Source organism: Pedobacter sp. KBW06, from assembly GCF_003852525.1.
GTDB lineage: Bacteria > Bacteroidota > Bacteroidia > Sphingobacteriales > Sphingobacteriaceae > Pedobacter.
The window spans coordinates 722,715-744,696 of the sequence record NZ_QAJL01000003.1; the positions used below are offsets into that span (position 1 = coordinate 722,715).

16 protein-coding genes are annotated in these 21,982 nt (G+C 44.3%); 5 read left to right on the top strand and 11 right to left on the bottom strand.

Annotation, left to right across the window (positions count from 1 at the left end; all coding sequences use genetic code 11):
• Positions 1-58 precede the first annotated feature (58 nt).
• Both DBR43_RS17870 and DBR43_RS17875 read left to right on the top strand, forming a co-directional pair.
• Complete coding sequence (locus DBR43_RS17870; protein ID WP_124583234.1) at positions 59-1,402, top strand: sigma-54-dependent transcriptional regulator; 1,344 nt, start codon at positions 59-61, stop codon at positions 1,400-1,402.
• A complete protein-coding gene (locus DBR43_RS17875; RefSeq protein ID WP_124583236.1) occupies positions 1,392-2,732 on the top strand; it encodes a sensor histidine kinase in 1,341 nt (446 codons plus the stop codon). Before DBR43_RS17870 ends, DBR43_RS17875 begins: the two co-directional genes overlap by 11 nt.
• A 477-nt stretch (positions 2,733-3,209) precedes the next feature.
• On the opposite strand, the gene DBR43_RS17880 is transcribed toward DBR43_RS17875, so the two are convergent.
• Positions 3,210-3,707 (bottom strand): tetratricopeptide repeat protein, encoded by a 498-nt coding sequence (locus tag DBR43_RS17880; RefSeq protein WP_124583238.1) that lies wholly within the window; start codon positions 3,705-3,707, stop codon positions 3,210-3,212.
• 139 nt (positions 3,708-3,846) lie between these two features.
• Here DBR43_RS17880 and DBR43_RS17885 point away from each other — a divergent pair, with 139 nt between their 5' ends.
• The 3 genes from DBR43_RS17885 (at position 3,847) to DBR43_RS17895 (ending at position 8,819) form a co-directional block, all read left to right on the top strand.
• Entirely contained in the window at positions 3,847-6,930 is a 3,084-nt protein-coding gene (locus DBR43_RS17885) for an AsmA family protein (protein WP_124583240.1), read from the top strand.
• 18 nt (positions 6,931-6,948) lie between these two features.
• A complete protein-coding gene (locus DBR43_RS17890; protein WP_124583242.1) occupies positions 6,949-7,662 on the top strand; it encodes a sterol desaturase family protein in 714 nt (237 codons plus the stop codon).
• A 104-nt stretch (positions 7,663-7,766) separates the two neighbouring features.
• Positions 7,767-8,819, top strand: coding sequence for a glycoside hydrolase family 18 (locus DBR43_RS17895; RefSeq protein WP_124583244.1), 1,053 nt, complete (start codon positions 7,767-7,769; stop codon positions 8,817-8,819).
• A gap of 48 nt (positions 8,820-8,867) precedes the next feature.
• Here DBR43_RS17895 and DBR43_RS33435 read toward each other — a convergent pair whose 3' ends face one another.
• The 10 genes from DBR43_RS33435 to DBR43_RS17940 form a co-directional block, all read right to left on the bottom strand.
• The gene (locus DBR43_RS33435; protein WP_255420972.1) at positions 8,868-8,999 is read right to left on the bottom strand and encodes a hypothetical protein; all 132 of its coding nucleotides are present in this window, start codon (positions 8,997-8,999) and stop codon (positions 8,868-8,870) included.
• A 5-nt stretch (positions 9,000-9,004) separates the two neighbouring features.
• Positions 9,005-9,328, bottom strand: coding sequence for a four-helix bundle copper-binding protein (locus DBR43_RS17900; protein WP_158622536.1), 324 nt, complete (start codon positions 9,326-9,328; stop codon positions 9,005-9,007).
• A gap of 26 nt (positions 9,329-9,354) precedes the next feature.
• Positions 9,355-10,557: an efflux RND transporter periplasmic adaptor subunit gene (locus DBR43_RS17905; protein WP_124583248.1), complete on the bottom strand. Its 1,203-nt coding sequence runs from the start codon at positions 10,555-10,557 to the stop codon at positions 9,355-9,357.
• A gap of 58 nt (positions 10,558-10,615) precedes the next feature.
• Positions 10,616-14,992 (bottom strand): CusA/CzcA family heavy metal efflux RND transporter, encoded by a 4,377-nt coding sequence (locus DBR43_RS17910; protein ID WP_124583250.1) that lies wholly within the window; start codon positions 14,990-14,992, stop codon positions 10,616-10,618.
• A 94-nt stretch (positions 14,993-15,086) separates the two neighbouring features.
• Positions 15,087-15,410 (bottom strand): DUF6660 family protein, encoded by a 324-nt coding sequence (locus tag DBR43_RS17915; protein ID WP_124583252.1) that lies wholly within the window; start codon positions 15,408-15,410, stop codon positions 15,087-15,089.
• Positions 15,411-15,528: 118 nt separating this feature from the next.
• A complete protein-coding gene (locus tag DBR43_RS17920) occupies positions 15,529-16,476 on the bottom strand; it encodes an endo-beta-N-acetylglucosaminidase family protein (RefSeq protein WP_124583254.1) in 948 nt (315 codons plus the stop codon).
• Between the two features lie 42 nt (positions 16,477-16,518).
• Positions 16,519-17,499 (bottom strand): endo-beta-N-acetylglucosaminidase H, encoded by a 981-nt coding sequence (locus DBR43_RS17925; RefSeq protein ID WP_199757087.1) that lies wholly within the window; start codon positions 17,497-17,499, stop codon positions 16,519-16,521.
• A 43-nt stretch (positions 17,500-17,542) separates the two neighbouring features.
• A complete protein-coding gene (locus DBR43_RS17930; RefSeq protein ID WP_124583256.1) occupies positions 17,543-19,765 on the bottom strand; it encodes a GH92 family glycosyl hydrolase in 2,223 nt (740 codons plus the stop codon).
• Between the two features lie 153 nt (positions 19,766-19,918).
• The gene (locus DBR43_RS17935; protein WP_124583258.1) at positions 19,919-20,326 is read right to left on the bottom strand and encodes a hypothetical protein; all 408 of its coding nucleotides are present in this window, start codon (positions 20,324-20,326) and stop codon (positions 19,919-19,921) included.
• A gap of 29 nt (positions 20,327-20,355) precedes the next feature.
• Positions 20,356-21,969: a RagB/SusD family nutrient uptake outer membrane protein gene (locus DBR43_RS17940; RefSeq protein ID WP_124583260.1), complete on the bottom strand. Its 1,614-nt coding sequence runs from the start codon at positions 21,967-21,969 to the stop codon at positions 20,356-20,358.
• Between the last annotated feature and the right edge of the window lie 13 nt (positions 21,970-21,982).

A 21,982-nucleotide genomic window follows, 5' to 3' on the forward strand; every position in this document is an offset into this window, starting at 1 on the left:
GCGTTTCATTAAACAGTATACTTGTAATCGCCCTTTTTAAGACAATTCATTTTCATTTATGCAGCTTAAAAACAGATCTATTTTAGTGGTTGATGACGATCCGGATGTACTCACTGCCGTTAGGCTTTTATTGAACACTGAAGTTGGGGAAGTCGTCACGGAAAAGAATCCGGAACAGCTTCCTTCCCTGCTCTCTGCCAGGCACTTTGACCTGATCCTTTTAGACATGAATTTCAAAAGTGCCATTAACAATGGAAATGAAGGTTTTTTCTGGCTGAATAAAATAAAGGCGATGGCCGCTGATACCAGGGTGATCATGATTACCGCCTATGGCGATATTGACCTGGCCATACAGTCATTAAAAAACGGGGCTTCCGACTTTGTTGTCAAACCCTGGCATAATGAAAAATTACTGAACACCATCAGCGAAGCGCTGGATAAAAAAGAAAAAACAAAGACCAAAGTTTTGGACAACAGCCAGGGCATCAGCAGCGATCTGATCGGTAAATCGGATGTCATGCAGGATATCTTTTATAAGATCAGCCGTATTGCCCCCACTGATGCCAATATCCTTATCCTCGGGGAGAACGGTACCGGTAAAGACCTGATTGCAAAGGCCATTCACCAGCAATCTTTAAGGGCAAAAAAGCCATTCGTTAAAGTAGACATCGGTTCTCTTACAGAAGGTCTTTTTGAGAGCGAACTCTTCGGACATAAAAAGGGAGCTTATACCGATGCCCGGGAAGACCGGACCGGTCGTTTTGAAGCTGCAGATACCGGCACCTTATTTCTGGACGAAATCGGGAACATCAGCTTACAGCAGCAGGCCAAGCTGTTGAGCGTGCTGCAAAACAGGCAGGTGACCAGGATCGGAAGTAACGATGCGGTTCCTGTAGACATCAGGCTCATCTGTGCCACCAATGTGGAGATCCGGGAACTGGCCAGCGACGACCGCTTCCGTAAAGACCTGATCTACAGAATCAATACCGTAGAAATTATTGTACCACCTTTAAGGAAACGCGGAAAAGATGTATTGCTTCTGGCCAGACATTTTGCGAAAGTCTATGCAGATAAATACTTTAAATCTCCGGTCGACTTTGAGGAGTCTGCTATGGATAAGCTCTTACAATATTCCTTCCCCGGAAATGTAAGGGAATTACAATATACCATAGAACGTGCGGTCATCATGGCGGAAGGCACGGTGCTGAAAGACAGCGACCTGGTTTTTTCTCCCATAGAAACGGTAATCCCTGTTCATGAAGACCTGAGTTTGAAATCATTGGAAAAGAATGCCATCCTGCAGGTGATTGAGAGGAATCGCGGAAACATCACCTGGGCCGCGAAAGAACTTGGCATTACCAGGAACGCATTGTACCGCAGGCTGAGCAAATATGACATTTAAACACCTGATCTGGCGAACCCTCTGGCGCATAACGCTCCTGTTTATCCCCCTTGCTGCCGCTTCGTATTGCCTGGTACAAGGCTGGTACTCCTGGCTGATCCCTTTGTCGATCCTGATCATTTACCTTGTGATTGCAGGCTATAGGTCACAACTGAAAATATACCGGGAATTTGAACATTTTGTAGAATCCGTCCGGTATCAGGACTTCTCCCTTCATTTTGAGGTGCAGCATGCTCCACAGGAACTGAAACAGCTCAGAAAAGGATTTAACGACATTAACGCTGCTTTTAAACAGATCTCCAGAGAAAAAGAAACACAATATCAATACCTGAAGAAAATCCTGGAGTTGATCGATACCGGCATCTTATCCTATCAGACAGAGAACGGAGAAGTGATCTGGATGAATGAATCTCTAAAAGAGATGCTGCAGATTCCTTATTTAAAAACCATCACTTCCCTTGGTCAGAGAGATGAAAAATTACATCAGGAGATCATTTCTTTAAAATCCGGGGAGTCTAAAATTGCCGGAATCCAAAACGGGGATCAGCATTTGAAGGTATTGCTTTCCGCTACTGCCTTTCAAACCGGCGCTTTAAAATTTCAGGTGATTGCCTTTCAGAACATCAACGAAGTGCTGGATGAAACCGAAGCAAAAGCATGGCAGAAATTATTGGGGGTATTGACCCATGAGCTCATGAATTCCATTGCCCCCATCTCCTCTTTGGCGGGAACACTGAAAAACCGGCTTTCCACTTTAGAAAGAACGCCCCCTTATACCGGGATCTTTGAAGACATGGAAACGGGAATTGAAACCATACAGAGAAGGAGCCAGGGTTTATTGAGGTTTGCAGAAACCTATAGAAATCTGAATAAAACGGCTGCTCCGGTCATGGAGCAGGTGCAGGTGAGGTCATTGCTGGAAAACATCTATCAGCTGATGCAGCCCACACTACTGCAAAAGAACATTGAACTGGAACTGATCCTTGCAGATGCAAAACTGCTGATCAAAGCAGACCATGCTTTAATGGAGCAGGTGCTCATTAACCTCTTGCTCAATGCAGTAGATGCTTTAAAAGATCAGGCCAATCCTAAAATCATACTTTCTGCCGAAAGCAATGAGAAAGGCAAGGTAGCCATAAGGGTAACCGATAATGGCTGTGGGATTCCGCCGGAAATGACCGACAGCATATTTGTCCCTTTCTTCAGCACCAAAAAATCAGGCGGAGGGATTGGCCTTCCCTTATGTAAACAAATTGTGATGCTCCACCATGGGCAAATCCAGTTCCATTCTGTAGCAGGTTTGGGCTCCAGTTTCATCATTTCATTATAGTCCTTTTTGTCTGTTAAATTCCTGCTCGGTAACAGGCCGGAAACAGCCTGGGAACAACTTGCCGGAACACCCGAAAATGACCCGGTTTATACAGGTTGCTTACCCGCCTTTAACACGCTTTCAAGCGGGTGTGCACCGAGTATAGACCGAGTATAGACCCTGGTTAGAGCCTGTATAGTTTGGCGCAGGTATTTACCAGTCCCGAAGCTGAATTCCAGCTGGTTTTGGATTGCTTTTTTACAACAGAATTTTATCTAAGAATTGTTTGATTTTATTGATAATCCTGCCAGGTCTTTACACCTTGTACGATCCTGAATAAATCTGACAGCAGGTCTGATACGGTTTTCACTTTACCGTACTTTACAGTATTGGGAACCGCAGCGATTGGTCCGGGAACAGAAACACCCGGCAGGTTTCCTGAACAACAGAATTTTCCTGTTGAACAACGTTTGATGCCGGGTGTAGAAAATAATTTGTTTAAGGTTGTTCTTTCAGGTTTACATTGGCGCTTAAGAAATCCAGGTATTTCTCTTCTTCCCCTTCAAAGATTTCTTCAGGATCCAACAGATAAGCCCTAAGCAGGAACTCTTTGGCCCGCTCCGGATCGGCTTGCTCCAGGTAACATTCCCCTAATCTCAACATGATAAAAGGATTGGAATATACGTTTTCCTCTACATTGCTTTTTGCCGTCAGAAAGTACGTCAATGCAGTTTCAAAATCATCCTGCAGGAAATAAGCATCTCCAATAGAGGCATTCAGCCAAACACTTTGAATATAATGATTTTGTGGTTCAGGAATCAGGGCCAGTGCCTCTTCCCAGCTGGCTACAGCGCCATCAAAATCTTCTTCATCTATACAGTCGTTTCCAGCTTCTGAAAGCGCATCAATTTTTGTCAACACTTCATTGGAAAGCTCAGGAAAAGCTCCCTTTATTTCATCTTCGTTCATGATCTGATCTTTAAGTTCTTGCAGCATTCTGAGAATGCCATTTTAATAAATACAATAATCGGGTTTTAGTTTCCGTAAAACAAGCAGCACTCCGTTTTCATAACTATGCATTTTAAGCTTTTAAAGAATTACCTTTGTTCCCAATATATATTAACATCATTATCTTTTGAAAAAAGTTCTTAAAATTACCGGAATAACCCTTGCGTCTGTTGTATTACTCTTATTTATTACGCCTTACCTCCTGCCAAACACGATTTCTAAAGAAGTCGAAAAATGGGTGAATGGAAACATCAAAGGTGAAGTTAAATTTGACAGCAGCAGTTTGTCCTTTTTTAAGCATTTTCCATCCTTAACCTTTAGCCTTCATCACTTTTCGCTAAAGGGTGCGGCACCTTTCCAGCAGGATACCCTGCTCTTTACCAAAGAATTGTCCTTTCGTGTAGATTTACGTACTGTTTTTTCTGATCAGATCAAGATCGATCAGGTCTTCATTGATCAGGCCAATATCAACATCGAAGTGGATGAAAAAGGAAATGCCAATTACAATGTATACGAAAGTAAAACAGATACCACAAAAAAAGCCGACAGCAGTTCCACGGGAATCAAGATCGAAGGCATTTTCATTAACAAGAGTAACCTGGTTTATAACGACCGTTCTGTACCGATGATGGTGAGCGCCAAAGGGCTGAACTATTCCGGACAGGGAGATTTAAGCAAGGCGATTTTCGACCTGAAAAGTCAGGCGGCAATCGATACCCTGAATCTTTATTACAATGGTACACCTTACCTGCTGAACAAAAAGGTGAATGCCAAACTCCTCACTAAAATCAACACCAGCTCCCTTGACCTGATGTTTGATGAAAATGATTTAAAAATCAATTCCCTGCCTATAGACTTTGTGGGCCGTTTCTCTTTTCTAAAAGATGGTTACGACATCAACTTTAAAACCAGGGCAAAGGAAACAGACCTACACAATATTTTTTCGGCCATGCCCCCTGCCCTTGCAAACCGCATGGAGAAAACCAATATTAAAGGATATGCAGAGATTGACGCTTCTTTAATCGGAAAATACCTGGCAAAAAGTAAGACCATGCCCACCTTGTCCTTTAACATGAAAATTCGTGAAGGACAGATTTCAAATCCCAAAGCGCCGGAGGCCATCAGCAATTTATACCTGAATCTGCAAACGAAATTGCCGGGTCTAAATATGGACAGCTTATCGATCAATATGGATAGCCTGTATTTCAATATGGGAAAAGACTATGTCAGCTCGGTCGTAAAATTAAACGGACTCAAAGAACCGGAAATCTTTATCAAAACACGTGCAGCAATTGACCTTGGAAAATGGGGAAAAATCTTTGGTGTAGACCAGATCAGGGGACATTACAACCTAGACCTGAATGCCGATGGCAAGTATACCAGAAAGGTAGTCCGCAGTGGGATCAGACAAATAGATACGGTGATCGCTACGATACCCAGATTCAATTTAAAATCTTCGGTGAGTAATGGCTATTTCAAATATGCGTCCCTTCCTGCTGCGATCGATAAGATCAATTTCAGCATGAACGGCCATAATCCGGATGGCAATTACAAGAACACCAAACTGGAAATCAGCGATATTAATATCCAGGCGCTGAGCAATTACATCCGTGGTTTTGCGAAACTGCAGACCGCAGAAAACAATCCTGTTGATGTTCAGCTGAAATCCATGATCAACTTTGCGGAGATTAAGAACTTCTATCCGCTGAAAGACCTGGAACTGAGTGGGGAACTGAACCTGGACGTACAAAGTAAGGGCGGTTACAATAAGCTTAAAAAGCTGTTCCCGGTAACTTCTGCAACCATTAAACTGGCAAACGGAAGGATTAAAACGGCGCATTTTGACCAGGCACTGGAACAGATTGTGATAGATGGAACGCTGGTTAACAAAGACGGAAGCCTGAGAGGAACGCAACTGAACATCAAGCCCATCTCCTTTCAAATGGCAGGTCAGCCTTTTATGCTAAAAGCAGATCTTAAAAACTTCGACAACATGAGCTATAATGTCAGCTCTAAAGGCAGTATAGACATCGGCAAAATGTACCGGTTATTTGCCATCAAAGGTTATAACGTTAAAGGTTCTATATTTAGCGATGTTTCGTTTAAAGGTCTGCAAAGCGATGCGCTTAATGGCAGGTATCAAAAACTAAACAACAAAGGACGTGTCGTAGTTAAAGAACTTACGCTGGAATCAGACCTCTTTCCTAAATCTTTCTTCATCAAAAACGGCTTGTTTACTTTTGCCCAGGACAAGATGAAATTTGAACGTTTCAATGCCAGTTATGGGAAATCAGATTTTACCATGAATGGTCATTTAGGAAATATCATCAATTATGTATTGTCCGACAAGGCTATGCTTACCGGAAACTTTAACCTGCAAACAAAACAGCTTTTTGCGGATGAATTCATGGTTTACAATACCGCCCCTGCACAGCCGGGAAAAGCGGCAGCAGGAAGCGGCGTCATCATTATCCCAAATAATTTAAATGTATCTGTAGTGGCAGATGCTGCTGCTGTATATTATAACGGACTGAAAGTTAAAGATGCAAAAGGAACGCTGGGGCTAAATAACGGAACCATGACCCTGAGCCAGACAAGCTTTAACCTGGTCGACGCCCCAATGACGATGGATGCTACTTATAAGAGTTTAAGCCCTAAGTCTGCCATTTTCGACTACCATATTTCTGCCAGGGAGTTCGACATTTCCAAGGCCTATAAAGAGATCAAGCTGTTCCGTGAACTGGCAACTTCGGCGTCTAAAGTGAAAGGTATTGTAGGCCTGGATTATCAGCTTTCAGGTAAATTGAATAAAGACATGTTCCCTGTTTTCCCGACCTTAAAAGGCGGAGGAACCTTATCGCTTAAAAAAATCAGCCTGATGGGCTTTAAATTTATGAATGCCGTGAGTAAAGCTACCCGTCGTGATAGCCTGAGCAATCCGGATCTTTCTGAAGTCAACATCAAGAGTACCATAAAGAACAACATCATCACTATCGAAAGGTTTAAAATGCGTGTGGCAGGATTCCGTCCGCGTTTCGAAGGTCAGGTGAGTTTTGACGGCCGCCTGAACATCAGCGGCAGACTTGGTCTGCCCCCATTTGGCCTGATCGGAATTCCTTTGAGCATTACCGGAACCCAGGACAATCCTAAAGTTGCCCTGAAAAGGAATAAAGAAGGAAAACTGGAAGAAACCGAAGATGACGACAAATAGTAATCAGCCTTTCCGAACATGGATGTAAATGATGGGTTAACTTATTTACTGGAATTACCGGCCATTTATTTATGGCCGGTATTTTTGTTGGAAAACGTTTTGATTACGGTGCTGGTTTTATGGTCAGGAAGGTTAATCCAGCGTTTTTTTTCTCCGAACCCGATTCCTGCTTATGCCTATAGCCGCAAGGAATGGCTGATCTGCTGCTTCACCAACCTCCTGAATACGCTGGTCACTTATATTGGTTACTGGTTATGGAAAAATGGTTTTATCGGGATCAGCACCGAAGTTTCCGGTTTCATTTTAATTGATTTCCTGATCCTGTTCCTGGCAATGGACCTGCTGATGTATGTTTTTCACTATATCATTCATAAAACCTGGCTATACAAGGCCATACATGGATTGCACCATGAAGCTGTCGATCCAAAACCCATAGATCTTTTTATTTTACATCCCCTGGAAACCCTGAGCTTTGGCGGCCTCTGGCTCCTGTTGTTATTGTTATGGAGCTTTAACATTTATGCGATCATCATTTACCTGATGATCAATGTACTGTTTGGGATGATTGGCCATCTGGGAATGGAACCCTTAAATGCCAGCTTGCGCAACAAACCTTTGTTAAAATACCTGGGAACCTCCAGTTTCCATCACCAGCACCATCAGGACATTAGTCATAATTTCGGCTTTTACACGAGTATCTGGGACCGGCTATTTGGAACTTACAAAGCATAAGCCCTTCCCTGCTATTCCCTCAATAACCTGAGCTAAATCAATTTAATCTTTGGATTAAAGAAGATAAACCTGTAATTTTCAGGAATCAACACAAATGACCTCTTATGATAAATCGTCTCTTTAGCCCATTACTAACGGCTACGTTCCTCTTTGTATGCCTGCTTTCCGGCAAAACAAACAGCATTGCACAAAGTCCGAAAAAGCTTTCCGGGGAAGCACTCGCAAACCTGCTCGCTTACAAAAAAAGCCCGCACAAATTGTTTATCGGTTACCTCGTTGGCGATGGAAATGATCCTGAAGCATCCTTTAACATGCTCAACGTACCCGACAGTGTGGACATTATAGAGGGCTTTGCCGGATATGACCAAAACCCGGATCACTGGCGCGCTTTACAGGCAAAAGGAACGAGAATTGTTTACTGTTCTTTCCCTAAAAACGATGCTTATTTTGACGGGTCGATAAAAGATCCCGCAACGAAAGAACCGGGTTATGTTGCCCCTCCCGATTTTGACAATACAAAACCCAATGCGAATAGTACTTATCACCATTGGGCAAAGGCGATGTACAATAAATACATCAAACAAATGGGCTGGGATGGAATAGATGTAGACATCGAAAGAGGCACTTTTGGCAATGATGCACCGGCAACAAATGCGGTCGCTGTGTTGACTGCAATAGCCAGATATTTTGGTCCGAATGCGGAAGCAGGAAACCTGACAAATGCCGGTATAAAACCTCTTTTTCTTTTTGATACGGATGTGGACACGAAAGATGGAGAACCACTGAGCTACGACCGGATCTATACCCCTTACAAAAGCAATTATGATTACGCTTTGTTTCAATGTTATGTAGGTGGTGCCCGTCGCTGGAAAGGCTCCAAAGTTGCTGAGCTGGCCCCTCTGCTTGCTGCCTTTGGCAAGGATAAACTGATTGTCATGACCAATGGGGATGAATGGAAGTATCAGAATGGCGGTCAGGATAGTCCACCAAATGGAGATGCGAAAGCGACGCAATGGCTACTGGATCTTGCGAAATGGACCAATGAGAACGATACACAAGGTGTGGGTGCTTACCGGATGAGCAGGGACTATAACCATACACCACATTTCAAAGTCAGCAGAGAAAGTATTCAGATTATGAATCCTGCTAAACAATAGCATAAGTTTTTTAAATGATAAAGGCTGGAATATTCCGGCCTTTATCATTTAAACCAATGTGCGGCGCAATAATGCCATAATTTCATCACCACGGCGATCAGCATAAAAACGCATAATATCCAAAAGAACAGCATTCTTATCCAACCGATATGAGAAAATGGCCGCCTTTTCATCATCCATCCACTTTAATGGGTTAATTTCTGATAATAACTGCGACAGATATCCGCGCATCTCAGACAAACTTTCGCGCAAATCCTGCAATGCTCCTGATCATAGCCCGAACAGACTTCTGCACACATTCTACAGGCTTTTTCGCAATTCAACAGACGCGTATAATCGAGCTCAGAACTTAACATCAATACCTTTGCGGTAAGGGAACAGACATCTGCATAATCCCGATCTGTAGGCCACCATTTCTTCAATGTTCCGTATTGAATCCTGGAAAAACCTACCGCCGCACAATCTTCACAAACACTGGCACACAAGGCCAGTGTTTGGTTTAAATCCATGATTTCCTGCTTTTCCATCATACGGCTTATTCCTCCTCGCTGTTTTTCATTTTTGAAAGCAGGTCATAAGCACCTTTCATGACCACTTTGCCCTGAGTATCCGTATCTGCAGGGATTTTCACCTCTACATAGCCCGCATCACTTACGCCCGCTTCTACCGGAATCATTTCATAATGTTTGGCTTCGGCTCCTCCCCGGGCGGGTGTTTCTTTAGCCGCAGAAACGGCAATAAAAATGTATTTCTTTCCCTGGAAATCAACCACAGCATTTTCCGGCAATGCCAGCACCTTATCGCTTCCGGTCTCAATAAATGCTTTCAGGTAAGTTCCCGGAATAAAACCTGTACTTCCTTTTGCAATGGCATGTACCGTCACGGTTTTATCGGTATTGATTTCTCCGCCAACCAACTGCACAACCGCTGTTCTTTCTGTATCATCATTGGTTAACGTAAACCGTACTTTCTGTCCTTTACGAACTTTTGCGGCATCTTTCTCAAAGACATTCAGCTCCACATGCAGGTTAGAATTGTCCACGATCTCGAACATCACATCATTCGGATTCACAAATTTCCCGGTGTTTACATTTACCTTGGTTACGTAGCCGTTAATCGGGGAAAAGATGCTCACCTGGCTCCGGATGCTTCCTGCAGTCAGACTTGAAGGATTGATATTGATCAGTCTCAACCTTTGCTTTAACGCATTTTCACGGGCCAGGGCCACCTGATATTGAGATTTTGCCTGTTGCAATACTTTCTGTGCATTCACATTCTGTAAAGCCAGGGTCTGCTGACGTTTGTATTCCGAATCGGTCAGCTCCAGCTGGCTTTTACTTTCCAGGTAATCCTGCTGCAACTGAACATATTCCTGGTTTTCCAATACCGCAACCAATTGTCCTTTCCGCACAGCAGTTCCGGGCAATAATGGAGAAGACCTCACAATGCCCCCCATTTGTGTCGTGATGCTCAGCAGATTTTGTGGCGGAACATCGATAAAACCATTCACTTTCAATACCCCACTCATGGATTTCATTTCCGGAGATCCCAATATAATGCCAACAGATTTATACTGCTCAGGACTGATTTCTACATTGTTCTCCTCTTCTTTCGGCTTGGTTTCCGTTGCCGCTGCCTCAGTACTTTCCGGGGCTTTTTTATTTCCGCAGGCAGAGAGAAATAGGGCCAGTATTAAAACCATGGCCATGCTGCTGATATTTTTAACTTGTATTTTCATTTTCTTGCTTTTTATTGGTTGATGAAGCCTGCAAAACAAGCCTCATCAACCATTGAGGTTATAAACCGATAAGGTATTGTAAGGTGTAAACGGATTGATTGTATTGGTTGATGGCCTGGAGATAGCTAAACTGAATGTCGGAATAAGTACGTAAAGCCTGTAAATGCTCTACATAACCAATCTCTCCGTTCTTAAAGGCAATCTGGCTTTGTTTCAGGATCAGGTTCACATTCGGCAAGGCATTCTTCTCATAATAGGCAATGCTTTTTGCGTTTTTCAGTAAATCCTGATCTGCCTGTTTGTACTGTGCCTGAAGTCCGGTCTTAAAACCGTCAAACTGACTTTGCGCCACTTCCTTTTCTATTTTAGCCGCCTTAATCCTTGCAGAAAAAGGCTTAAAAAACAATGGTAAAGCAATGCCTACCTGAACCCCTTGAAAGCGCTTTCCAGCATCAAAAAGGCGGTCCTGTCCATTTACATTTTGTGTTCCTATGATCGACTGGTTGAGATAACCCAATGTAAAATCAGGGCCTGCTTTCGCTTTTTCCAGTCCGATGGCCCTATCGGCAATATTTACCCGTTGCAACTGAAAGGCCAGCGATGGGTTTTTCAGCATTGTACTGTCGTTCACCACCTCCTTCCAGTCTTCCTTACGGAAAGGCTGTTCCGGAAGAACGACCGGATCAGTCGTGTTCATGAGTTTCTGCAATTCAGCAGTATATACCTCAATGCCGGATTCGTTCCTGGTCATCTGGTTTTGCATCTCAAAATACTGCGTCTCAGCAGTCGTTTTCTCCAGCAGGTTTGTTTCTCCGGCCTGATAACGGAAAGTCGATGCTTTCTTAAAATTGCTGTATACGGAATCCTGACTCTGGTACAGCTTTCTAAGTGCCAGCAAATACGCCAGCTGTGTATAGGCTGTTTTCACCTGATACTTCAGCTCATTCTGAGTTACAGAAAGGTTAATCTCTGCCCCTCTAATCTGGGCATCATATACTCTTTTCTGGTTCTTTGCCAGGCCGGGGTAAGGAATCCCCTGCTGGATATTAATGCCATTATCCCTTTTGATGGAGTTGTACTGCCCATACTGGAGTGTCACACTTGTTTTTCCGGGATCAAAAGCACTTCCCTTCAGGGCTTTTTGCTGATCAATCTCCAAAGCAGAAGACCTTACCGACTGGTTGTTCTGTATCGCAATGGCGATTGCCTGCTCCATCGTTACCGGATTTCCTGCTGACTGCGCTTTGGCTCCGGGAGCAAAAAACAGTAAAGCAGCAACCAAGGCAATCACAGTTACCGGAACATTGCTTTTCCCTTTCGGTTTAAAGCGTTCAAAATAAGTGTACAACACCGGCAGTACAATCAGGGTGAGGATGGTCGAAGTAATCAATCCGCCAATCACCACTGTGGCCAAAGGTTTTTGAACCTCCGCTCCTGCGGCCGCAGAAATTGCCATCGGTAAGAAACCCAGAGAAGCTACAGCAGCAGTCATCAGTACAGGTCTCAACCGGATGGCCGTTCCCTGCAGGACTATTTCATTCAGGTCTTCCAATCCATTTTTCTTCAACCGGTTAAATTCAGTGATCAACACGATTCCATTCAGAACCGCCACACCGAACAGCGCGATAAAGCCTACCCCTGCAGAGATACTAAAAGGCATCCCGCGAAGCAAGAGGGCAAAAATCCCCCCGATAGCGGCCATAGGAATGGCAGAGAAAATCAGCACCGATTGTTTTACCGAACCAAAAGAGAAATACAATAACAACAAGATCAGTAGCAACGCCACAGGAACGGCAATAGAAAGCCTTTGCTGCGCTTCTTTCAGGTTCTCAAACTGACCACCATAGGTAATGTAATATCCTGCCGGAAGCTTGATTTGCTGATTGATCTTTTGCTCAATCTCTGTCACCACACTGGCGATGTCCCTTCCCCTCACGTTCAGGCCAACAATGATTCTGCGTTTGGTGTCCTCTCTTTGGATCTGGTTAGGTCCGATTTTAAATTCCACATCCGCCAGTTGGTCCAGGGTTACCTGATTGCCATTCGGTGCCGTCACATAGACATTTTTCACATCGTTGATGTCCTGTCTGTTGGCCTGAGCCAGACGCACCACCAGGTCATATCTTTTTTCCCCTTCATAGACCAAACCCGCAGACTGTCCGGCAAAAGCCGTATTTAAAGCCTGATTTACCGTTTCAATGCTGATGCCATATTGGGCAATCCGGTCTCTGTTGATCTTCACCACAATCTGAGGCAGGCCTGTCGCCTGTTCCAGGTATAAATCTTTTGCACCACTCACAGAAGACACGATTTTACCTACCTTTTGCGATAAGGTGGTCAACTCTTCCAGGTCATCCCCAAAGATCTTGATCCCAATGTCCTGTCTCACTCCGGAAATCAGCTCATTCGACCTCAGCTGAATTGGTTGGGAGAAACCAAAACTTACTCCCGGAATCTGTGCCAGCGCCGCGCCCATCTTTTCTGCCAGCTCTTCTCTTGTTGTGGCACTGGTCCATTCTTTCTTATCCTTCAGGATGACTGTCAGATCGGTAGCCTCCATAGGCATCGGATCTGTAGGGATTTCTGCCGAACCAATCTTTCCGATCACCTCCTTTACTTCCGGGAATTTGTTGACCAGAATGCCGGAAGCCTGATTGATTTTATCAATGCTCTGACTCAGCGAACTTCCCGTCAGCAACCTTGTTTCTACAGCAAAATCACCTTCCTCCAGCGTTGGGATAAACTCTCCGCCCATTCTCATAAACAATCCGACACTGATCAACAGCAATACCACTGAACTGACGATGACCAGCATTCTCTTTTTCAATGCCCCACGGATCACAGGTGTATAATAACGAAGGAAGAAATCCATCATCTTGTCCGAGAAGTTCTTTTTATCAGAAACTTTCTTGCTTAAAATCAGCGAAGAAACCATCGGCACATAGGTGAGCGACAGGATAAATGCGCCAATGATGGCAAAGGACACGGTTTGTGCCATCGGTCCGAACATCTTCCCTTCAATTCCAACCAAAGCGAGGATCGGCAGGTAAACAATCAGGATAATGATCTGACCAAAGGCGGCGGCACTCATCATACGGACCGCTGATTTCTCTACCTGCTGGTCCATTTCGGCCTGGGTATAGGGCCTGCCGAGTTTAGTCCCGCCAAGCATGTGCATCGTGGCTTCCACAATAATTACGGCACCGTCAACGATCAGGCCGAAATCAATTGCCCCAAGGCTCATCAGGTTTCCGGATACACCAAAGACATTCATCAGTGCGATGGCAAACAACATGGCCAAAGGAATTACTGAGGCCACGACCAAGCCTGCCCTGAAATTCCCCAGGAACAGCACGAGCACAAAGATCACGATTAGCGCCCCTTCGATCAGGTTTTTTGCCACCGTTCCAATGGCACGGTCTACCAGGGAACTCCGGTCAAGGAAAGGTTCAATCACCACTCCTTCCGGTAGGGTTTTATTGATCCGGTCGATTTTTGTCTTTACCTGCCGGACCACATTATTGGCGTTGGCACCTTTCAGCATCATCACAATGCCACCTACGGCTTCCCGCTGACTGTCTTTCGAAGCCCGTGTTAAGGCGCCGTACCTGATCGCGTTGCCAATATTGACCTCTGCGATGTCGCGGATCAATACCGGAATTCCATTGCTGTTGTTCTTTACCACGATCTTCCTGATGTCGTCCAGACTGCCCACTAAACCTTCGCTCCGGATAAAATAGGCGTTCGGTTTTTTATCAATATAAGCACCGCCTGTATTTTTATTGTTTTTTTCCAGGGCATTGAATACCTCACTGATGCTCAGGCCAAAACTTCTCAGTTTGTCCGGATCAAGGGCGATTTCATATTGTTTCAGCAAACCACCAAAGCTGTTTACTTCAGCAATTCCGGGTGTTCCGAGCAGTTGTTTACGTACGATCCAGTCCTGAATACTTCTCAGTTCCCGGGCATCGTATTTATTTTCAAAGCCCGGTTTGGCATGGATCACATATTGATAGATCTCTCCTAAACCAGTGGAGATCGGAGAAATTTCCGGATTGCCCAGCTCTCCGGGAATGTTATTTTTGGCTTCCGCCAGCTTTTCATTGACCTGCTGACGTGCCCAGTAAATATCGACATCGTCATGAAAGACAATCGTGACCACCGAAAGGCCGAATCTGGAGATCGAACGTACCTGTTCAATTTCCGGAATGGTGGCCATGGTTTGTTCTACAGGATAAGAGATTAAACGTTCCACCTCCTGTGTAGCCAGGGATGGACTAAGGGTAATTACCTGAACCTGATTATTCGTAATATCAGGAACGGCATCTATAGGTAACTGTTTAAGGTAGTATACGCCCCAGGCAATCAATGCCAGCGTAAATAGTCCGATAACCAACTTGTTATTTATAGAAAACTGAATGATTTTTTTCAGCATCGAATATAAAATTAGGTGAGCAATAAAAATGAAAATTGCAGTGCCAGGCTATTCGGAAAGAATGGCCCTCAAAGCATAATTTTGAAGATTTTTATTAACCTAATTGTGGCGGTTGCCAGATTGATATGAAAGCTGTTTTGATGTTCCCGTCTACAAATTCAGCATAGGTCCTTTGCGCGGGTAATGGGAGATATAAAAAGGTCACCTGAACCCTGGTGAACGTTGGGGTACTGCAGCAGGCACAAACACAGAAAGGAGAACAGGTATCTAAGCCCTGATGCTCAGTATTGTCTGTATTGCTGGAAATTTTAGAGATACTCGTCGTACTGGCCGGTAAATTATTGCCCAAAACATCCGCACAAGGTGTGATACACAATGCGATGATGACCAGACTTAAAAACCAATTTGCGAATCTCATTCGGGTTATTTTATGCAAAACTAGGATAAACCAGAGAAAAGAAAGAACCTTTCTCATTTTTAATTATACAAAAAGCAGGCCATTAATTTTATAACGGCCTGCTTTCGTGGTTAATAAACTAAGGATTCATGATCTTAATCATGCGTTTTGTCACGCCATAATCCGCAGCAATGATGTTGTCTGTTTTAGATGGAATATCGCGGTCTATCGCATAAGAGAACACCCCGCCTTTGGTTCCCTGCGTAGGTTGCCAGCGCGCATAGTTGTAACACCTGCCCGTTAAATTCGGATCCGGATACAATACATCTCCCCAGTTCGCACCATTCTCTTCGTAGAAAGAGAAGCCAGGTAAGAACTTATCAGGCGTAATGTAAGGAGCATATAAATTGAACGTGCTTGTCAGGTTACTCGTACTTCTTCCATAAGCTTGTAAAAACGTATAATCGATCAGCTTATAGATCGAGGTAAAGAAGGTAGTCGGGTTTTGGTTCGTATCGTAAATGAACTTTTTACCTGTTCCAGATCTCGGACCGAAATACTTAGACAAAGCTTTCACCGCGGCCACCTTTTTGGTCAGGGTAGTTCCGGTTGGATTGCTCTCTACGTCGATGTCGATTCCATCCAGATTGCATTCTGTTACCCATTTATCATTGATGGTTTTCGCCCATGCGGCATAACCGGTAGAGTCTTGTCCGCCGGTAGTGGTGGCACTGTTCAGGTCTCCGATGGTGATGATCACCTTTGTACCTTTGGTATGTAAATAAGGAACATAATTGGTTTTCAACACATTCCAATAGGCATTTTCCGGTGGGGTATAATCCGGGAATACCATGACCATATCCAGGCTGTCCGGTAAGCGGCGCATGCTCGTCTTATTTCCGCTTTCGGTTACGCTGTCGCGCCAGGTACGGTAATAACCAACGCTCAGCTGATGCTTGCTGTTCTTGTAATCAATTAAACTTCCGGTAGTGGCTACTTCTGTACCGGTCACAGCTGAATTCTTCTTGCAGGCTGTTGCAAAGCCCAGTAAGGCCAGGCCAATTAAACAAATTTTTAAGTTTTTCATTTTTCAGGGATTGATATATTGATAAAATTTAATTAAATACGTTTAAGGCCAGCTCTGCAATGGTGAGCTTAATTTCACACTATCTCCATACAATACCGTAGAGAATGAAGAGAGATAAGTAGCCATATTTGTTCCCGGAAGATCATAGGTCAGGTAAACCCCATAGCCCTGATTTTTGGTAGATTGCGCCAATGATTTGGCGGTACTTGCACTGGTATTATTGATCCATACCGCAGCAGGGCTCAGCAGGCTTTTGCCCATTGGCGGAACATTAGGAACAGAGAAACTACCATAATTTGCATTCCAGCTATAGTTCACATTGTCGCCTACCCTTTGTCCGTTCCATTGTACCCTCGAAGCCGCAGGTCCGTAGTAATAGAAAGTAATCAGTTTTGTTGGCATCAGTTTTCTAAGCTCCTGTACCAGCATCACAAAGGAGCTGTCGTTGGGCTGTCCGGTTCCGTTTTTGCCGTACTCTGCATACTCATCGTCAAAGTCGATCCCGTCCAGATTATAGGTGGTTACAGCATTGCTCAGTTGCTGTGCAAAGTCTTTTGCGGCAGCACGGCTCGTGAAGTTGCAGAAGCCAGCGCCCTGATGGTTGCCGAGGATGGAAAGCAATACCTTAATTCCTTTATCCTGTAAAGGCTTGATATAGGTTGCTTTGTTGCTCAGTACTTTCGTCACCTTGTCGTTGTTAAACAAGACTGCCTTTTTTGCAACCGGATCGTAATTGATGTTTGCCGCAAAGATGATGGCCAGGTCAAAAAGCTGCTGACCGCCGGTTTTCAGGGTGTAAGCCCCCACATTGAGGATGTTGTTGTTGTTTACTTCCACGTAGCAAACGCTAATCGGGCCGCTTTTGGCAGCCGCTGCTGCTGCCGGGGAAGCGGAAGATGCTGTGGATGAACGGCTCACATCCGTTCCATCCACAGGTCCTTCTTTTTTACAGGCCGACAAAAGTAGTCCTGCTGTCATTACGCCCATAAGGCCGTTTAACATGTTTTTTGGGTTGATTTTCATAGGTTTTTGGTTAGATAGGGTTTATGTAATAAGGATTAATTCATCATTCGATGGCTACCGAACGAGGTCGGTCTGCCGGGTTTACTCCCCAGGTTGCTGAAGGTTTATTTCCCATAAACAGGGTCAGCTCCCCTCCTGCTACCAGGTCTTTATGGCGTAAATAAGATTTTGTATAAGGTTTTCCGTTTAACAGGGCCCTTTGGATGTATTTATTCTCTTTGCTGTTGCCTTGTACTTTGATGTGGAATTTCTTGTTTCCCGGAAGTGAGATCAGCGCATCGTTAACCAAAGGAGAACCGAATACATAAGCTCCATTGGCCGGATTAACCGGATAGAATCCCATCGCAGAAAACACATACCAGGACGACATCTGTCCTAAATCTTCATTGCCACACAGGCCATCCGGTTTATTGGTATAAAGGGAATCGGTGATCTGACGAACGAGGTTGGCCGTTTTCCAGGGTTGTCCGGCATAAGCATACAGGTAAGGAATGTGGTGGTTCGGTTCATTTCCTTGTGCATACTGACCTACCAGGCCGCTGATGTCCGGAGAACTGCCTGCATCCATTGCGGAGCTCATGCTAAACAGGGTATCCAGTTTTTTTGTGAAAGGCGCATCGCCACCAAACAGCCCGATCAATCCTTCGGGATCCTGAGGAACCAGCCAGGTATACTGCCAGGCATTGCCTTCGGTATAGTCATCCTCACGGTGTTTGGAAGCAATTGGGTTAAAAGGCGTCCTCCAGTTTCCATTCTCCAGCTTACCCCTCATAAAGCGGCTCGGTTTGTCAAAATATTCACTGTATAATTTTGCTCTTTTACTAAAATATTTATAGTCTTCCGTCTTGTTCATTTTTTTAGCCATCTGGGCGATACACCAGTCGTCAATTGCATATTCCAGCCCTTTTGCTACCGATTCAATCACTTTGTCAGATGGGATGTATTGTATTTTCTGCGCGTATTCAATGCCTTCTACTTTTTGCATCGCAGAATGTTTCATGGCTTCGTAAGCAAGGTTTGCATCAAAACCTTTGAACCCTTTCAGGTAGGCATCCACAATAATCGGAACGGCATGGTAACCGATCATGGTATTCGTTTCACTGCCCATCAGGTGCCATACCGGAAGTTTGCCCTGCTGTTTATAGATCGCCAGAAATGAATTGACTACATCTGATACTTTATCCTGGTGCAGGAAAGTAAACAAAGGGTGAAAAGCACGGTAAGTATCCCAAAGGGAGAAGGTGGTATAATTGGTAAATCCGGGTTTACGGTAGATCTTTTTGTCGGTACCTCTGTAATCGCCATTGGCATCGTCAAATACAGAGGGGGCGATCATGGTATGGTACATGGCGGTATAAAAGGTTTTCTTCGTTTCCTCGTCTGCATTGATTTTCACTTTGGACAATTCTTTTTCCCATTTCTGGTCAGCAAGAGCAACTGTTTTGTCAAAATCCCATCCCGGAAGCTCTGCGGTAATATTCGCAAGGGCATTTTCATAACTCACCGGAGAAAGGCCTACTTTAAGTTTTAAGACCTCCTGACTGATGGATTTGAAACCCAATACGGCTTTAACCCTTTTGCCTTTCAGTTCTTTTCCATTTGTGCTCAGGCTGCTGCTATCAGACAGTGAGAGGCTGTTTAATGGCTGAGAAAGTTTAACGGCAAAATAAAGGCGCTGGTCATTTGCCCATCCTTTAGAATGGCGGTAGCCCACTAAAGTCGTTGCGTCGACTTGTTTTACGTAAGTATCTACCGGGCTGTCCCATCCTACTCCGGCATTCAGGTCCAGCATCACATGTGGGTTTTCCTGTTGCTTAGGAAAGGTATAGCGGTGGAAGCCTACCCTTTCTGAACTCGTCAGCTCTGCTTTAATTTTATATTTATCCAGGATTACACTATAATATCCTGCTTTTACGACTTCTTTATCATGAGAAAAAGTGGATACATAATCCAGTTGTGAAGGCCCTGTTGCAGGCATCACCAGGATATCGTTCAGGTCCCCGATCCCTGTTCCACTCAAATGGGTATGGGTAAAACCAATAATGGTATTGCTGGCGTAGTTATAACCACTGCACCAGTCCCAACCCTCAAAGACATTGGTTGGTCCCAGCTGAACGGCTCCGAAAGGAACGTTGGCGCCTACAAAGACATGGCCATGTGCTGCAGATCCGATATATGGGTCTACATATTTGGTAAGTTGTTTTTGAGCAAGGACTTGCTCCACAGAAAACAGAATGCCGAGGCATAAAAGGTGTTTAAGCTTCATTAGATTTTTAAATATGGGTTTCATTGTTGGCACCGAAGGTACGGATACGGCTCAAAAAATTACAAAATTGTCATGCAGCACCGACATTTCTGGGGGGGCTGAAGGGTACGTAGGTGTACACGCTGCATGACAATTATTTTTTAACAGAGAAGGCTAGAAAACCAATACGATCAGCTTGCCGCTGCTCGTGGTGTTGTAACCGTTGAAAGTATATGGTGTTGCAGCTCCGTTACCTCCGATCAGGTCGGTATCACAACGCCATACTTTTAAACCTGAACCACCATAAGAACTGATGGTAATGTTGTAAGTCCCATCAGGGATCAGACCTGTGGTAATCGTCTGACCTGCATTCAGGTAAAACACCTGTGTAGGTGCCCCGGTAGTACTCGTTAATGTGATGGTTGCACCCGCTGTGGTCGACCTGTTGTTCAGGTAAACTTCTGCAGCACCCAGAGTTTTCCTGGGCACATTGACGTTCATCGGTTTTACCGGCAAGCTTACACTTGCATTCAGGGCCAGGCAGGATAAAATCATGCTGCTCATTAAGATTAGTTTTCTCATGATGTAATGGTTAAATGGTTAATAATTGATTAGTTTTTCTTATCCCACCAAAGTTTAGTTCCCCCATTATCTGCACCGTTAAGCAATCCCACTGCTTTCGTTACTTCTGCATTGTTGTTTTTATATTCGTCCTCAGAAAACGGCAATCTTCTGATTTGTTTGTCTGTATTGATTGTTCCGCCACTTTGGTTATTTACGACAGGGAAAATTTTCGGATAGCCGGTACGTCTGAATTCAGACCATGCTTCCTGACCGTCAGGGAAAATAGCGATCCATTTCTGTGTAATGATGCGTTCCAGTTTTTGCTCGAAAGTTCCACCCTCATCCCATTTAACCGTTGTTTTACTTAACAATGGAGAATTGGCCGCAATGTTGTTCGCTGCATTAATCGGATCCGTATAGGCTGCCTGTGTATCGGTATTGTTGTTCAGGTAAGTACTTGCGTCAGAACTTCCAAGCGTATACTGCTCAAAAGAGGTTTTTACACCCTGCTCATAAAATGACTGCGCCGTTCCTCCCATGCTCCAGCCTCTTAGGGCACCTTCTGCACGAAGGAAAGAGACTTCCGCTGCACACATGTATTGTACCGGTGTATTTTCCTTCAAAGTAGAAGAAGAAGAATTGAAGTAAGCATCTGGTTTACCACTAAAGGTAATTCCACTGCGCACCCCTTTATAGTCACCGGGAACCACTTTTGAAGTGAGGAAGTATTTAGATAAACGGGGATCTTTGAATCCTTTTAAGATCGACTCTGCAGAAGCATTCATGCGGGTATCATTGTAACTCAGGTCATCTACCCACAATCCGTTCCGGGTTGGAACCCCTTTGCCCGATTTTAGCAATGCATTGTCTAAGTTAAGGCTCAGCAAACCATAAGAATTGGCTACCGCCTCTTCCGCCTTGGTTTTTGCAAGGGCTGGATTTGCATAGGCAATCCGAACCGCAAGTCTCAGTTTCAATGAGTTTGCAAATTTGATCCACTGGATGTAATTGCCATCATAAACCAGATCAAAACGGCTCAATGAATTATCAGAAGGGCTTTTAGTCACAAAATCCGTCAGCACTTTTATCGCATCGTCCAAATCCTTAAAGAAAGCATTATAAACTGTTTCCTGATCATCGTAAGGTGTGGCCAATGCGCCGGATCCGAATTTAGAATAAGGTATTGGCCCGTAGATATCTGAAACCCTGTGCATCCCTTCTACTTTAAGGATATTGGCTACTGCAATGAACTGAGGATTGGCCGTTGCACGTTTGGTTACTTCTCTCCATCCGTTCATTACCCCGTTATAGCCCACTTTAAAGGGCCACAGGTTCCAGCCGCCTTTTAACGCATAGGTTGAATTGTTTGGCCCTCCGAAATCTCCTGGAGGTGCAAAATATCCTGAGAAAATATCTGCATTTAAATTCTGCTGCAACTGGTAGATATAGTCATCGCTGGTTTTGGAATAGATGATATTTACCTGCATTTCAGGAATAAAAATACCCGAGGATATATTGTCTTTTAACAGATCTTCTTCTGTTAAGCCATTTGGATTGGAATTATATTTGTCGAAATCTTTAGTACATGAACTCTGTACCATCACAAGTGCAGCAGCAAAAATGGCGGCACTAAGTCTGGTTGTTTTGATTAAGGCTCTCATAATATATGATGAT